At 62.8% G+C, this 13,751-nt stretch carries 12 protein-coding genes, 1 tRNA gene and 2 pseudogenes; 7 read left to right on the top strand and 8 right to left on the bottom strand.

The window, feature by feature from the left end:
• Positions 1 to 210: 210 nt before the first annotated feature.
• A tRNA-His gene (locus tag NKI01_RS07115) sits at positions 211 to 287 on the top strand.
• Between the two features lie 44 nt (positions 288 to 331).
• On the opposite strand, the pseudogene NKI01_RS07110 reads toward NKI01_RS07115, so the two are convergent.
• Positions 332 to 1,255: pseudogene (locus NKI01_RS07110) on the bottom strand (LysR family transcriptional regulator).
• 137 nt (positions 1,256 to 1,392) lie between these two features.
• Here NKI01_RS07110 and NKI01_RS07105 point away from each other — a divergent pair.
• The 3 genes from NKI01_RS07105 (at position 1,393) to NKI01_RS07095 (ending at position 3,309) form a co-directional block, all read left to right on the top strand.
• The gene (locus NKI01_RS07105; RefSeq protein WP_352547840.1) at positions 1,393 to 2,145 is read left to right on the top strand and encodes an SDR family NAD(P)-dependent oxidoreductase; all 753 of its coding nucleotides are present in this window, start codon (positions 1,393 to 1,395) and stop codon (positions 2,143 to 2,145) included.
• A 91-nt stretch (positions 2,146 to 2,236) separates the two neighbouring features.
• Positions 2,237 to 2,965 carry an SDR family oxidoreductase gene (locus NKI01_RS07100; protein WP_352547838.1) on the top strand — a complete coding sequence of 243 codons (729 nt, stop codon included), beginning with the start codon at positions 2,237 to 2,239 and terminating at the stop codon, positions 2,963 to 2,965.
• Positions 2,965 to 3,309 carry an Atu4866 domain-containing protein gene (locus NKI01_RS07095; protein ID WP_352547836.1) on the top strand — a complete coding sequence of 115 codons (345 nt, stop codon included), beginning with the start codon at positions 2,965 to 2,967 and terminating at the stop codon, positions 3,307 to 3,309. Before NKI01_RS07100 ends, NKI01_RS07095 begins: the two co-directional genes overlap by 1 nt.
• Positions 3,310 to 3,686: 377 nt before the next feature.
• Here the strand turns inward: NKI01_RS07095 and NKI01_RS07090 are convergent, their stop codons facing one another.
• From NKI01_RS07090 to NKI01_RS07075, 4 genes are all read right to left on the bottom strand, one after another.
• The gene (locus NKI01_RS07090) at positions 3,687 to 4,157 is read right to left on the bottom strand and encodes a hypothetical protein (protein WP_352962394.1); all 471 of its coding nucleotides are present in this window, start codon (positions 4,155 to 4,157) and stop codon (positions 3,687 to 3,689) included.
• Complete coding sequence (locus NKI01_RS07085) at positions 4,135 to 5,262, bottom strand: DmpA family aminopeptidase (RefSeq protein ID WP_352547835.1); 1,128 nt, start codon at positions 5,260 to 5,262, stop codon at positions 4,135 to 4,137. The genes NKI01_RS07090 and NKI01_RS07085 overlap by 23 nt, the downstream gene beginning before the upstream one ends.
• Before the next feature lie 7 nt (positions 5,263 to 5,269).
• Positions 5,270 to 6,835, bottom strand: coding sequence for an exodeoxyribonuclease VII large subunit (gene xseA / locus NKI01_RS07080; protein WP_352547833.1), 1,566 nt, complete (start codon positions 6,833 to 6,835; stop codon positions 5,270 to 5,272).
• A 73-nt stretch (positions 6,836 to 6,908) separates the two neighbouring features.
• Positions 6,909 to 7,811, bottom strand: coding sequence for a LysR substrate-binding domain-containing protein (locus tag NKI01_RS07075; protein WP_352855325.1), 903 nt, complete (start codon positions 7,809 to 7,811; stop codon positions 6,909 to 6,911).
• Positions 7,812 to 7,943: 132 nt separating this feature from the next.
• On the opposite strand from NKI01_RS07075, the pseudogene NKI01_RS07070 reads away from it, so the two are divergent.
• Both NKI01_RS07070 and NKI01_RS07065 read left to right on the top strand, forming a co-directional pair.
• Positions 7,944 to 8,279 (top strand): annotated as a pseudogene (locus NKI01_RS07070) (MFS transporter); the annotation flags it as partial.
• Positions 8,280 to 8,289: 10 nt separating this feature from the next.
• A complete protein-coding gene (locus NKI01_RS07065) occupies positions 8,290 to 9,378 on the top strand; it encodes an MFS transporter (RefSeq protein WP_352962391.1) in 1,089 nt (362 codons plus the stop codon).
• A gap of 52 nt (positions 9,379 to 9,430) precedes the next feature.
• On the opposite strand, the gene NKI01_RS07060 is transcribed toward NKI01_RS07065, so the two are convergent.
• Positions 9,431 to 10,387: a LysR substrate-binding domain-containing protein gene (locus NKI01_RS07060; RefSeq protein ID WP_023716458.1), complete on the bottom strand. Its 957-nt coding sequence runs from the start codon at positions 10,385 to 10,387 to the stop codon at positions 9,431 to 9,433.
• A 178-nt stretch (positions 10,388 to 10,565) separates the two neighbouring features.
• Here NKI01_RS07060 and NKI01_RS07055 point away from each other — a divergent pair, with 178 nt between their 5' ends.
• The gene (locus NKI01_RS07055; protein WP_023716459.1) at positions 10,566 to 10,856 is read left to right on the top strand and encodes a DUF1127 domain-containing protein; all 291 of its coding nucleotides are present in this window, start codon (positions 10,566 to 10,568) and stop codon (positions 10,854 to 10,856) included.
• Between the two features lie 176 nt (positions 10,857 to 11,032).
• On the opposite strand, the gene NKI01_RS07050 is transcribed toward NKI01_RS07055, so the two are convergent.
• Together NKI01_RS07050 and NKI01_RS07045 are read right to left on the bottom strand one after the other, a co-directional pair.
• The gene (locus NKI01_RS07050; RefSeq protein WP_352962388.1) at positions 11,033 to 12,109 is read right to left on the bottom strand and encodes a DUF937 domain-containing protein; all 1,077 of its coding nucleotides are present in this window, start codon (positions 12,107 to 12,109) and stop codon (positions 11,033 to 11,035) included.
• Between the two features lie 103 nt (positions 12,110 to 12,212).
• Entirely contained in the window at positions 12,213 to 13,586 is a 1,374-nt protein-coding gene (locus NKI01_RS07045) for a glutamate--cysteine ligase (RefSeq protein WP_023716461.1), read from the bottom strand.
• Positions 13,587 to 13,751 lie beyond the last annotated feature (165 nt).

Below are 13,751 nucleotides of genomic sequence, written 5' to 3'. Positions count from 1 at the left end.
TCCTCCCGCTGGCTCGTAACAGGAAAAGGCCGGCACCTCCTCCCGCCGGCCTTTTCTTTGTCCGGCGAAAAATGACGCGATGCCGGAGCGATCTTTTGCTTTGCCAAAAGCCTTGAATTAAACTCCGATAGCCCGTATGGACGCATCGCCGAACGACAGAGCGGGTCCCGGAGAATGAACGTTCCGTCTGGATATCGCTCGGGCAAGCGTGCCGTTGTAGCTCAGATGGTTAGAGCGCCGGATTGTGGATCCGGAGGTCGCTGGTTCGATCCCAGCCAACGGTACCATTCAGCTTTCAGCCAGGTTTCTGACCAATAGCGCCAAGCGATCTCTACGACCCTGGCGCGGTCACCTGCGATCCCGCCTGACGCGCACCGCGCAGGTGATCCACAAGGGCTCTCAGCTTCGGCGCGATATTCCGTCGGCTGGGAAAATAAAGATAGAAGCCCGCAAACGGCGGAAAATAGTCGTCGAGGATTGGCACAAGCTCGCCGCGGTCGATCCAGGGGCGGAATGTGTCCGCCATGCCGAACGTGATTCCGGCGCCTGCAACGGCCAGCCGGATCATCAGCCACATGTCGTTAGTGGTGATCTCGGGCGCAACCGCCACGTCGAACTCGCGCCCGTCCTCGCCAAACTCCCACCGATAGGGCGAAACTCCCGGCGCCGGCCGCCAGCCGATACAACGATGAGCCACAAGCTCGCGCGGATGGGCGGGTGCTCCGAACTTTTCGAGATAGCGCGGGGCGCAGACGGCCATCTGTCGCTGATCGCCCGATACCGGCACGGCAATCATGTCCTGCTCGATCACTTCGCCGAGCCTCACGCCCGCATCATAACCTTCGGCAACGATGTCGAATTCCTCGTCGGTGACCACGATATCCAGATGCACCTCGGGAAATCTTTCTGCAAAGGACGCCAGCAACGGCCCTGACAGAAACGTCTCCGCGATCGACGAAACCGCGATCCGCAGCCGGCCGCGTGGGCGGTCCAGAAACTCCGTGGTGGCTTCGATTGCCGCGTTCACGTCGGCGATCGCCGGTGCGACGCTCGCCAGCAGGCGCTCGCCCGCCTCGGTCAGATTTACGCTACGTGTCGTGCGCTGCAGCAATGCGATCCCCAGGCGCTGTTCAAGCCTGAGGACGCTCTAGCTGACCGCCGAGCGCGTCACGCCCAGGCGGTCTGCCGCAGCGCGGAAATTGCGTTCCTCGGCCACTGTGACGAAGACGGCAATTGCATTGAGATCGATGTCCATTGGTTAGCTAAACTTACCATCGAGGTTACCAGCGGGCGGGTTATCGCGACAATGCCATGGCTCTATCTCTGTCGCAATGGCAAGAAAGGCTTGATCCTCCCGATCAAGCCGATGCCGGATGACCAAGGAGATAACCCATGACATCACTGCCTTCCTCCTGGAACCTGGATGGAAAAGTCGCCCTCGTGACGGGCGCGGCACGCGGCATCGGCCGCTGCACGGCGGAGCTGCTGCGTGCCAGGGGTGCCCGGATCGTGGCAAGCGATCTCAGCGACACCGTACGTGAATTGGAAGCCGAGGATGTGGCAACCCTGGTCGGTGATGTCGCTGACGAGGCTCTGGCCAGACGCTCGGTCGAACTCGCGGCGAAGCGCTTCGGACGACTGGACATCGTCGTGAACAACGCCGGTCGCACGCTCAACAAACGTCTGACGGAGACCTCGGTCGACGACTATGACCGCATCCTGCAGATCAATGCGCGCGGCAGCTTCGTCACCGCCCGTGCCGCGGTGGAATTGATGGCCGCCGGCGGTGGTGGCGCGATCGTCAACGTCTCATCGATCTCGGCGGTTGCGGCCTTCGAGACGCAGGCGGCCTATGCATCCTCCAAAGCCGCTGTCGCACAGCTGACCAAGGTGATCGCGATCGAATACGGGCGCATGGGCATTCGCTGCAACGCCGTTGCCCCTGGCGTGATCGAAACCGACATCATGGAAGGTGTGGTGGAGAATGGCCGGGAGATGCTGCGCAGCTTTGGCAACGCGCATCCGATCGGCCGGATCGGCCAGCCGCAAGAAGTTGCCGAGGCCATCGCCTTCCTAGCCTCGCCGGCGTCCAGCTTCATCACCGGAGCCTTGCTTCTGGTTGATGGCGGCTACACCGCCCAGTGACCCCAAATAAGGCTGGCGCACCGCGGGAGCTCACCCGCACGCCATCCCTTCACATCGTGAAAATAATCACAGAACCAAAAGGATCATCTCGATGACCATGAACAAAGTTGTTCTGATCACCGGTGCCTCCAGCGGCATCGGTGCTGGCATCGCCCGCGAACTTGGCGCGGCAGGTGCAAAGCTGATGCTTGGCGCACGGCGCACCGACCGCCTTGAAGTCCTCGCAGCCGAAATCGAGGCAGCTGGTGGAATCGTTCGCGTACGAGCGCTCGACGTCACCAGGAGGGCGGACGTCGCAGCATTCGCCGATGCTGCGCGGGCCGAATGGGGCCAGGTCGACGTCATCGTCAACAATGCGGGCGTCATGCCGCTCTCGGCCATGGCAGCCATGAAAATTGACGAGTGGGAGCTGATGGTGGACGTCAACATCAAAGGTGTTCTGTACGGCATCGCGGCGGTTCTGCCCGAGATGACGGCACGCGGCTCCGGGCATATCATCAATATCGGTTCCATCGGCGCACTGGCCGTCTCGCCTACGGCTGCCGTTTATTGCGCAACGAAATACGCCGTCCGCGCGATTTCCGATGGGCTCCGCCAGGAGTGTGACGCCATCCGCGTAACCTGCATTCATCCCGGTGTGGTGGAAAGCGAACTGGCGAACACGATCACGGACGAAGCCGCTGCCGCCGCCATGAAAACATGGCGCGCAATTGCGCTACAGCCCGATGCGATCGCCAGGGCCGTGCGCTACGCCATCGAACAGCCCGACGATGTCGACGTCAACGAGATCGTCGTGCGTCCGACGAAGGCGGCGCATTGATGCGATCCACTTTGGCCGCAGTGCTTACGGGTATTGCCGTTTCTGTAGCCCCAACCGGCCTGACCCTTCCTTCAACTCCAATCCTTGCGGAGGAATCAATGACGCGCCAAGATCACCCCTATGTCGGAATGTGGGTCACCGAGGATCGCCATATCAGGCACGAACTCCTGCCGAACGGCCGTTATGACGAAGCGCGCGGTGACCGCGAGAGCGCCTATCGGGGACGCTATGAAGTGCAGGGCAACCACATAGAATACTGGGACGATACGGGCTTCACCGCGGACGGTGAGTTCGTCGAAGGCGTTCTCTACCATGCCGGCATGATCCTTTATCGCCAGCGGTAGAGAGCCACCCTGAGACAAGCAATTCAGGGTTCCACAAGGCGCTATTGCATGCCTTGCATGAGGCGCTCGGCAGTTTGCACCACAAGGCCCGCCACACCACATATCTCCCAGCAAGCGCGGCGGAAAGAAGCAGGATCGCGGGCAGAGTCGACATTGCAAATGGTTGTCACTATATAGCGGCGGCTTTGACGGCTCGCCTTTTACGTGGTGCCGGCGAGTGCGCGGTAAATGTGCTAGCTATTGTGTTATCTATTGTGATCTAAAACGGCTTGAAAACCGAAAAAAAGCAAATAGAAACAATAGCGCGGGTCAAACGAGTTTCGTCGAGAGAATCAGTCCTCAAGAACCAGAACGTGCTCCTTGAACCACCATTCCCTTCAGCTCTGTGGACCTCGGACAAGTTCGGCTTGCCGGGCGAAGCCGAGTCGGCTCGAATGGCAGCACGCATCTTTTCGAAGATGCCGACGTTTATGATTACCAATCGGCATAGCCGCTAGGGAAACAGCAGTATGAGTGAACACGCGATCGAGTTCTTGCGCGGGTGGATTGGCGAAAAAGTCCATTGCCAGCCCTCGCCAGCCAGAATCGAGAAGCAGGCCGAGACCCTCGCGAGGGAATGTGCGGCCAAAGCTGCCGAAGCCGGCATACCCCTTGAGGATATCCAGGAAGAGGTCGGCGACATTCAGGAGCTCATTGCTTCGAGGCTCGAAGAGGCGGCCGAGGCCGATCAGGACGAGCAGAATTCCAACAAGCCTGCCGGCTGACGGATCGCCCCCGGCAAAACCTGCCGGGCGATTATTGCCTGTCTGATGCAGTTGCGCGGTCTTATCGCCGCGCAGCCTTGCCAAATCTCTCCTCGAGCCATGCTTTCGGCAACGCCGGCACGAAATTGCCGTCGCGCCCGGTCATGTCATCATTGGCGACCAGCGCGTTGAGGATGGCTTCCTCCACGCTCTGAACGACGGCGTCGAAGAACGGGTTGATGTCGGCATCCGGTATGTAGCCGGCGCTGACCAGCTTGCCGGCGGCGCCGCGCGCCGCATCGGCATTGGCCGTGCTGACGGCGAGAACAATATCGCCGGATGAATTGTATCCATAGCCGCCGGTCAGCGCGACGCCGAGCGGCACGCGTTTCGCCAGTCTTTTCAACTGATGCGGCATGAATGGCGCATCGGTGGCGACGATCGCGATGATCGAGCTCTTTTCCGCTCGCGGCGTGTTGTCCCGGATCGCCGGTTCGGCGAGTTCCGCTCCGGCCCTGACGCCACGCACGACAAGGTTCCGCCGCGCACCGAAATTCGACTGGACGAAGCAGCCGATCGTGAAACGCTCTCCGTTCCAGTCGACGCTGCGCGAGGATGTGCCCGATCCCGCCTTGAAGCCAAAGGTGATCATGCCGGTGCCGCCGCCGACGCTGCCCTCTTCGATCGGCCCGCTTTCAGCCATCTCGAGCGCCGAAAATACATGCTCGAAGCTCACATGGTGGCCGTTGATGTCGTTTAGAAAGCCGTCATAAGTCTCGCCCGCTACCGGCAGTGCCCAGGCGCTGTCGAGCGATTGCGGCAGCACCTTCTGCATCCAGCGCAGCGTTGCGTCGCGGCTGACGCCGCAGGAATGCGTGTTGGTGATGGTGATGGGAAGATTGAACGCTCCGAGTTCCTCTATCAGATGCGAGCCGGTCAGTTCGCCATTGCCATTGGCGCTGAACACGCCGGCGAACGCCGGTACGGCCAGTTCGCCCCTGGGCCGTGGCAGGATCGCGGTCACGCCGGTGCGTACTGGACCCTTGCCGACAACGGGCGGCCCGTCCCCTGAGATCAGCGTGGTATAGCCGACCGTCACGCCAGGCACATCGGTGATGGCGTTGAAGCGGCCCGGCGTGCCATCGAATGGGATCGCGAAGGCGCGGGCGCGCGGTTTGCCCGAGGGCGTCGCAAGATGAGGGTCGGTCATTTCTTCCTCAGAAAAGCGAACCTTGGCCGCCCGGCGCCTTGAGCTTGGCCGCGGGCTTGGCAACCGTCTTCGGCCGCGCCGTGCCACTGATGGCGACTGCATCCGCGGTGCCGTCGGCGAACTCCAGCGAAAGCGCCATTCCCGACACCACGTCCGTCGCATGCTTGACCACCGCGCCGTCCACATCCTTGACCAGTGCGAAGCCCCGCGCCAGCACGGCCTTGTGCGAGAGCGTCGCCAGCAACCGATCGGCCTGCGTCAGTTTTCCACGCAGACGGTCCAGTCGTCTCGAAATCGCGTGGTCCTGCCGCCGCGTCAGGGCCAGCAGGGCATCGCCTTGCAGTTTCTGCCGCCTCGCGATCGGCGCCGGTGACAGTCTGGCCGCCGTGCGCGAAAACCGCGCCCGACGCTCGCGCACGATGGCAAGGAACGCCGCTTGCGCACGGGCGAGGTCGCGGCGGGTCAGCGTGCGGGCTTCGTTCATGCGCCGCGACAAGGTGGCCGTCGTCAGCCGCTGCCCCAGAAGCCTGGCCCGCTTGCGCTCGACGCTGACCGACAGCGCCCGGCCAAGCCGGCTCGTCGCCTCGTCGAAGCGCCGCCGCGGCAGCGCCAGCAACTGGTCGGGCGAGGGCAGCGCACGGGCGGCCGCGCGCGCCGCTTGCCGCTTGCGTTCGAAATTGCGCGACACCGCGGTGTTCAACCGTGCGCTGAGACCGGCAAGCGTCGCTTCGAGGTCGACCTTGACCGGCACGGCGATTTCGGCGGCGCCCGTCGGCGTCGGCGCCCGCACATCCGCGGCCAGATCGACCAGCGTCCAGTCGGTCTCGTGGCCGACCGCGGAAATCAACGGAATGGCCGAAGCGGCGACGGCCCGGGCGAGCGCTTCGTCGTTGAAGCCCCACAGATCCTCCAGGCTGCCGCCGCCGCGTGCCACGATCAACAGGTCGGGCCGCGGGATGGCGCCGTCCCATGGCAGTGCGTTGAAGCCGTTGACAGCAGCGGTCACCTCCGCTCCCGCCATTTCGCCCTGCACCCGCACCGGCCAGACGAGCACATGCAGCGGAAAGCGGTCCTTGATGCGGTGGATGATGTCGCGGATGACGGCGCCTGTCGGCGAGGTGACGACGCCGATGACGCGCGGCATGAAGGGCAGCAGGCGCTTGCGGCCGGCGTCGAACAGGCCTTCGGCCTGCAGCCGGCGCTTGCGCTCTTCCAGCAGCGCCATCAGCGCGCCGGCACCGGCCGGCTCAAGATTGTCGATGACGATCTGGTAGTTGGACTTTCCGGGATAGGTGGTCAGCCTGCCGGTGGCGATCACCTCCATGCCTTCCTCTGGACGGAATTTCAGCCGGCTCATCGTGGTCTTCCACACCACGGCGTCGAGCCGCGCGCGATCGTCCTTCAGGCAGAAATAGGCATGGCCGGAGGAATGCGGCCCGCGATAGCCGGAAATCTCGCCGCGCACCCGTACATTGCCGAAGACGTCCTCGACCGTGCGCTTCAGCGCGCCGGAAATCTCGCTCACCGTATACTCGGTGGCGTTGGTGCGTGATTCGGATGCTGTGTCGCTCATCGGCCGATTGGGGGACGGTTGTTGGCCGCCGTCAAGGCGCCTGTATCCGGCCGCGTGTCATAACGCGATCCCATCATCTCGCTACGGCCAAAAATTCGGCAGCCAGATAATCGCTGAACGCTCGAACTGCCGGCAACAGGCTGCGCCCCGAAGGCGACAGCAAAGTGATCCCAGCCTCTCCCGCCGTCCATTGCGGCAGGATGCGTTGCAATATGCCATTGCCTGTTTCGGCCTGGCAGAAATAGGCCGGCAGCGCCACGATCCCCAGGCCCGCGATGGCAGCCTGTTTCAGTGTTCCCAGATCGTCGCTGCGCAAGCGCGCCGTGAACGGCATCAGCACAGTCTCGCCGCCGGTGTTGCGCAGATTCCAGACCGCCCCGCCGGTCGGCCCGTTCAATGCCAGGCCGCCATGGCCGGCAAGGTCCTGTGGGCTTGTCAGTATGCCTGCGCCGGCAAGATAGATGGGTGCGGCGAAAAGGTGCCAGGGCGTCGGCGCGAACCGACGCTGGATCAGGCTGGAATCGGGCAGCGGCTCGACATGGCCGCGAAGTGCAAGGTCAAACCCCTCGTCGACAAGATCCACATACCTGTTGGTCGCGTGCTGGATGATGTTTACCTTGGGAAACTTTAAAAGGAACCGGGGTAGCAATTCCGCCAGGAACGACTGCGCCATGCCGATCGAGCAGGTGAAGCGGACCGTACCGCTGGGCTCGGCCAGTCGTCGCGCCGCGGCGCCTTCGGCCGATTCCGCCTCGACCAGCATTCCCACAGCAAACTGATAGACCTCCTGGCCGATATCAGTGACGGCGAAGCTGCGGGAGGTTCGCTGGATAAGACAGACGCCCAGCTGCTTCTCGAGCTCGATGATGCGCCGGCTGATGTTGGACTTTGATCGTCCAAGCGCGTGGCTTGCGGCAGTGAAGCTCTGTTTCTCGACCACCTTCGCAAAATAATAAAGATCGTTCAGATCCAGCACAGTCGCACATCGTTGCCAATAGAGGACGATACTTCCAATTCTATACCATTTTGGCTGTTTCGTCCAGATATTACCTTGCCAATTGCCGCGCTGATCAGCAGGTGCTGGGCTCCATTTGGAAAAGGAATAGGCATGACCGACCAGTTGAATATGAGCCACCACTCGAGCGTGGCTGACGTATCGGCCCGACCACGGTTTGGTCTGGTTTTGACATTGCTGGCTTTTGCCCAGCTTGTTATTTCGATCGACTACAATATCGTTTTTGTCGCTTTGCCCGAGGTCGGCCTGGGCCTCGGCTTCTCGGCGCAGACCCTGCAATGGGTCGTGAGTGCGTATGCGGTTGCGTTTGGCGGCTTCCTCTTGCTTGGAGGCAGGGCATCCGACCTGCTTGGGCGGCGGCGAATGTTCGTTTTCGGGCTTGTCCTCTACGCAGTGTCTTCGCTGGTCGGCGGTTTCGCCACGACGCCTCAGATCCTGATTGCCGCGCGCGCCGTGCAGGGCTTGGGCGGCGCTTTTCTTTTTCCCGGCCACCCTGTCGCTGGTCAACACCACCTTCAGCGAAGGTCGCGAACGCAATATCGCTTTGTCCGTATGGGCCGGCTCTGGTGCCGGGGGCATGGTTCTGGGCTCGTTGCTTGGCGGCGTGCTGACCCAGGCATTCGGCTGGGAGGCGGTGTTCTTCGTCAACGTGCCTTTGGCCGGCATCGCGATCGTGGCGGCCTTTCCGGTGATTCTAGGAGACAGCGGGTACCAGTCAGGCGGCAAGTTCGATCTGCCGGGCGCATTGACGGCGACGGTCGGTACCACCCTGCTCGTTTTCACGCTCGTCCAGGGTCCAGAGTACGGCTGGGCCTCACAGGGTATTCTGGTCAGCGCTGCCGTTGGGATCCTGTTGCTGGCGCTCTTCGTGGCCATAGAGGCGCATAGCCGCGACCCGTTGCTGCCGCTGCGGCTGCTGGCCAACCGCAACCTCAGCACCGGCGTCGTCACCACATTCCTGTTCACCGCCACGTTCGGTTCTTTGCTCTATTTCCTGTCTTTCTACTTCCAGACAGTGCAGGGCTTCGGCGTTCTGCAGACTGGTTTCGCCTTCATGGTCCCGATGTTGGCCGTCTTGTCGGGCAATGCGCTGAGCGGTCGGATGGCGACCCGTCTGGGTACACGAAACACACTCGTCGTCAGCCTTGCGATCGGCGCGATTGGTACGGCGGGCCTGGGCATGGCCATGTCGGCGGACAGCACTTATGCCGACCTGGTCCCCGGACTGATTGTCTTCAGCCTCGGCGGCGGCATCACCTTTCCAACAATGTTCGCAGCCGCAGCCAAGGGCGTTGCCGCGCATGAGCAAGGCATCGCCTCAGGCATTGCATCCACGGGTCAGCAGGTCGGTAGCGCGGTGGGGCTGGCTGTCCTGGTAGCCGTTGCAAACGCCGGCACCGGCGGTTTGACAGGAGAAGCGCTGCGCGTCGCTACCGCTGAGGGTGTGCGGATGGCCGTCTATCTCGCCGCTGCCGGTACCGCGGCGATGATCCTCGTCGCACTGAATTCCGTCGTCATTGAGCCCTAACTTGCATCGGCTCCGCGGTGGCAGGCCCCATGGCGCTATGAGACACGAAGCCCTACCAGCCCGGCAGGATCTGGTTCGGCTTGGTCCGCTTCATCTTCGCGAAGGCGAGGGCGGCGAAATCGAACGTGCCGGTCTCCTCGCCGAGCGGCACGGAAATATTGTCGAGGCTTTCCGAAATATGGCGGGCGAGCGCGTCGACGATCTCCGGCCGCGAGGTCTGGCCGCGCATGATGCCGATGCGGCAATCGGGCAGGGCGCCGAAACCGTCGGCCTCGCCCAGAACCCGCATGCCGGGCCGCAGCGCGCATTCCGGCAGCACCGAGATCGCCAGGCCGGAAAGCACCGCCGCGGCGATAACGGTGGCCGAGAAGCTGGTGAACAGGATGCGGTAATCGCGGTTCTGCTGGTCGAGCACGTCGGCGGCGGCCCGCCGCCAGATGCAGTTCGGCCGGCCGAAGGCCATCGGCAGGATCGGCTGCTCATGCGTCGCATGATTGGCCGAGGTAACCCACAGCAGCGGTTCGCGCCGCACCACTTCCGATTGGCCGCGCGCGTCATTGTGCGTCACCAGCGCCAGGTCGAGATTGCCGCGCTTGATGTGTTCGACCAGTCCCGGCGTCGGTTCGCAGATAACGGTCAGTTCGACATGCGGGTTGGAACGGGCAAACCGCGCCATGATCTCGGGCAGGAAGCGATCGGCATAGTCGTCCGGCGTGCCGATGCGGATGGTGCCTTCGAGCCGGCGGTCGTCGAAGGCGGCCAGTGTTTCCTTGTTGAGATAGAGCAGCCGCCTTGCGTAGGAGAGCAGTCTGTCGCCTTCCTCGGTCAGCCGGTTGGTGCGGCCGTCTTTTTCGAACAGCGGCTTGCCGATCCGCTCTTCGAGCCGCCGCATCTGCATCGACACCGCAGACTGGGTGCGATGCACGGCTTCCGCCGCGCGGGTAAAGCTGCCGGTGTCGACAATCGAGATGAAGGTCTGCAACTGATCGAGATCGAGCGGCGCTTTCATCGGTCTAATCCATCATTGATGTTGATGCTAAAGATTAGAAACATTCGTTGGATTAATCAATCGCGCCGTGGCAAATTCCGACTGTCCACATGAAGGCATGTGAATCGAAGCCGGAACGGCCGCTGTCGCCAGCGCCCGATCGACTGGTTTCGCTCGTTCGAATGTGAAGGAGACCGACATGGCTACGTTTGATTTCGCTACCGAGACCTCGCGCATCACCTCGCGTCCGGCCGTTGCGACGCGCGTGGCCAATGCCGCTGCCAATGTTTACCGCGCCTGGAAAAACCGTCGCGCCTTTTATCGCCTCGGCGAGATGTCGGATGCCGAGCTCGCCGACATCGGTCTGACCCGCGCCGACCTGCACGTCGCTGTCGGTGTGCCCTTTGGCCGCGATCCGACCGAGAGGCTTCGCGTCATCGCGGTCGAGCGCGCCGAAACGATCGAGGATATTGCCCGCAAGGTGGCCTGATCGCACAAATTCGCGATTTTGGTCGCATTGAACCTTTTTGAGGCACGAAGCCACCAAGTTACGCAGGCTCCCCACTCCCTGCCGGATCCCCCCGGCCAGCCTGCGCGCTGCCCGGTCCTCCCAGGACCGGGCTTTCTTTTTTGGGCGGCACTGATGATTGGATGCCGGTGTCTAGTCTACCGCCGGCCCATACCCTGCTTGAACTGGTCGAAGATCGACTCCATGCCTTTCTGGTAGTCGTCGCGCTGCTGGGCACCCGTCTCGAACATCTTGCCGAACAGGTCGTCGAACGGATTTCTCGGCCTGCCGCTCGGATTGGCCTGCGGCTGCGGCGCCTGGGGCTGCTGGGGCGCCTGACGCGCCTGCGGCTGCGGTTGTTGCGCACCACCGCCGAACATGTCCTGCAGTACTTTGCCGAGCGGATTGTCACCATAAGGGTTCTGTGTCTGCTGGGGCTGGTTCTGCGGCTGCTGCGGCTGTTGCGCGCCGCCGCCGAACATGTCCTGCAGCACCTTGCCGAGCGGATTGTCACCATAAGGGTTCTGTGTCTGCTGCGGCTGGGTTTGCGGCTGCTGCCCGCCGCCGAACATGTCCTGCAATACCTTGCCGAGCGGGTTGTCGCCGTAAGGGCTCTGCGTCTGTTGCGGCTGCTGTGCGCCGCCGAACATATCCTGCAGCACCTTGCCGAGCGGATTGTCCGCTGGGCCTGCAGGCTGAGGGGCCGGCGCCTGGCTGCCGCCGCCCGCTTGCCGCATCATCTGCTCGATGAGTTCGCCGAGCGGATTGCCGCCGCCGGGCCCACCCCCTGCCGCATGCATCTGTCCGCCTAGCTGGTTGGTGGTCTGCTTGAACAGCCCGCCCATCATCATCGAGGCGATTGCCGGCAGCATCTGCTGCAGGACCTGCTGGCTGACACCGCTCGCTTGCGCGGCCTGGCTGGCGACGGCGCGTGACAGATCCTTCGAGCCGAACAAATGCCCCAGAATTCCGTTGCCTTCATCGAGACCCTGCGGTGAGAAGGCCCGGCTTGCATCTTCGAAATATTTGGCGTGCTGGCCGCTGGCCATCGCCGTCATGAAGGAGCCGAGCCCGTAAGGGTCCGCTGTGTTGCGCTTCAGCCCCTGCGAAAAGGCCGGCAGCAGCGCCGCGACCGCCGCCTGCGTCTGCTGCTGCGAAAGCCCGAACTGCTGGGCCAGCGCCTGCATGCCGTTGCCGTTCTGGGCCTGTGCCAGAATATCGAACAAGGAAGGCATTGTTTTCTCCTCCGGGAAAATCCTCGTTTGGAGAAGCCTAGTTCGTTTCCATCACTGATTGAAGCGAATTTGCCGGACCGTGGCTCATGCGGATAGCGAAGCGTTAATACGCGTATTCCATGAACACCGGCTCGATCGAGCCGCCCCAGCGTGTGTGGTAGGCCGACAGCATCTCTTCGGCGCTGGTCGTGCCGCGCGCGACGACCTCGTCCAGCGTGTTGAGGAACGAGGTCTCGTCATAGCCGTCGCGGTTCTTGCGGTCGCGGTTCTTCAGTCCCATGCGCGAGATGACGAGCACGTCGCGGGCGATCTCGCGCAACGTCGTGTTACGGAAGGGCGCCGAAATGCCCTGTTCCGGCACTGCGTTGCGCATTGCCAGCACTTCGTCATAGCTCCAGCTCGAGGTCAGCGCCTCGGCCGCGTCGAGCGCAGCCGCATCGTAGAGCAGCCCGACCCAGAAGGCCGGTAGCGCGCAGATGCGCCGCCACGGCCCGCCATCGGCGCCGCGCATTTCAAGAAAGCGCTTCAGCCGCACGTCGGGGAACAGCGTCGACAGATGGTTCGCCCAGTCGCCCATCGTCGGCAGCCCGTCCGGCAGTTCGTTACGGGCAGCACCTGCCATGAACTGGCGGAAGGTGATGTGCGTCATGTCATGGTACTGGCCGTCGCGGATGACGAAATACATCGGCACGTCGAGCGCCCATTCGACGTAATCGGCAAAGCCGAAATCGGGAGAGAAACAGAATTCGAGCAGGCCGGAGCGCTGGTTGTCGGTGTCTCGCCAGATCTCACCGCGCCAGCTCTGCAAGCCGTTCGGCCGGCTTTCGGTGAAGGGCGAGTTGGCAAACAGCGCCGTCGACAGTGGCTGCAATTTCAGCGACACCTGCATCTTGCGGCGCATGTCGGCTTCGCTCTCGAAGTCGAGGTTCACCTGGATGGTGCAGGTCCGGTACATCATGTCGAGGCCCTTGGTACCGACCTTGGGCATGTAGCGGGTCATGATCTCGTAGCGCGATTTCGGCATTTTCGGCGTCTCGGCCAGCGACCATTTCGGGCTGCCGCCAAGGCCGAGAAAACGAATGCCCATCGGTTCGGCGATCTCGCGTACCTGCGCCAGATGCGCATTGCCTTCGCGGCAGGTCTGGTGGATCGTCTCCAGCGGCGCGCCGGACAGCTCGAACTGGCCGCCGGGCTCCAGCGAGATCGCGCCCTGGCCGGTCGGCTCGACCAGGCCGATGATGCGGCCGGCATCCATGATCGGGTCCCAGCCGAGTTTGTCCTGCATGCCTTCGAGGATGGCGCGGATACCGCGCTCGCCGCCATAGGGCACCGGCGCATTGCCGTCGATGTAGAACGGGAATTTCTCGTGCTCGGTGCCGATCCGCCATTTGTCGCGCGGCTTGTTGCCTTCGGCCAGATGCTCGACGAGTTCGTCGACGCTTTCTATCGGCCGGAAATCGGTAGTATCGCGCGCCATAACAGCCCTCCGCACATGACCCCGAAAATCGGCTTCGATTTTCGGAAAGGATCATGTGCCCAATCAATATGCTACAGCGTCCTTTGCGCGCCCGAAAGGACGCGCTGCGCTGCAGAGCGGCCGGACGACCGCCGGCGCTAGATGGACGAAATGTCAGTAGCCGAT

It is taken from the genome of Mesorhizobium sp. M0815, from assembly GCF_040319995.1.
Taxonomy (GTDB): Bacteria; Pseudomonadota; Alphaproteobacteria; order Rhizobiales; family Rhizobiaceae; genus Mesorhizobium.
Note: the sequence above shows the minus strand (reverse complement) of the source record. Positions and strands in the feature narration are given on the sequence as shown.

Bases quoted from the DNA above. Each gene is read 5' to 3' on its own strand.
- NKI01_RS07105 (WP_352547840.1), top strand. From the start codon at position 1,393: ATGACATCACTGCCTTCCTCCTGGAACCTGGATGGAAAAGTCGCCCTC.
- xseA (WP_352547833.1), bottom strand. From the start codon at position 6,835: ATGAGCGACACAGCATCCGAATCACGCACCAACGCCACCGAGTATACG.
- NKI01_RS07060 (WP_023716458.1), bottom strand. From the start codon at position 10,387: ATGAAAGCGCCGCTCGATCTCGATCAGTTGCAGACCTTCATCTCGATT.
- NKI01_RS07100 (WP_352547838.1), top strand. From the start codon at position 2,237: ATGACCATGAACAAAGTTGTTCTGATCACCGGTGCCTCCAGCGGCATC.
- NKI01_RS07045 (WP_023716461.1), bottom strand. From the start codon at position 13,586: ATGGCGCGCGATACTACCGATTTCCGGCCGATAGAAAGCGTCGACGAA.
- NKI01_RS07055 (WP_023716459.1), top strand. From the start codon at position 10,566: ATGGCTACGTTTGATTTCGCTACCGAGACCTCGCGCATCACCTCGCGT.
- NKI01_RS07050 (WP_352962388.1), bottom strand. From the start codon at position 12,109: ATGCCTTCCTTGTTCGATATTCTGGCACAGGCCCAGAACGGCAACGGC.
- NKI01_RS07095 (WP_352547836.1), top strand. From the start codon at position 2,965: ATGCGATCCACTTTGGCCGCAGTGCTTACGGGTATTGCCGTTTCTGTA.
- NKI01_RS07085 (WP_352547835.1), bottom strand. From the start codon at position 5,262: ATGACCGACCCTCATCTTGCGACGCCCTCGGGCAAACCGCGCGCCCGC.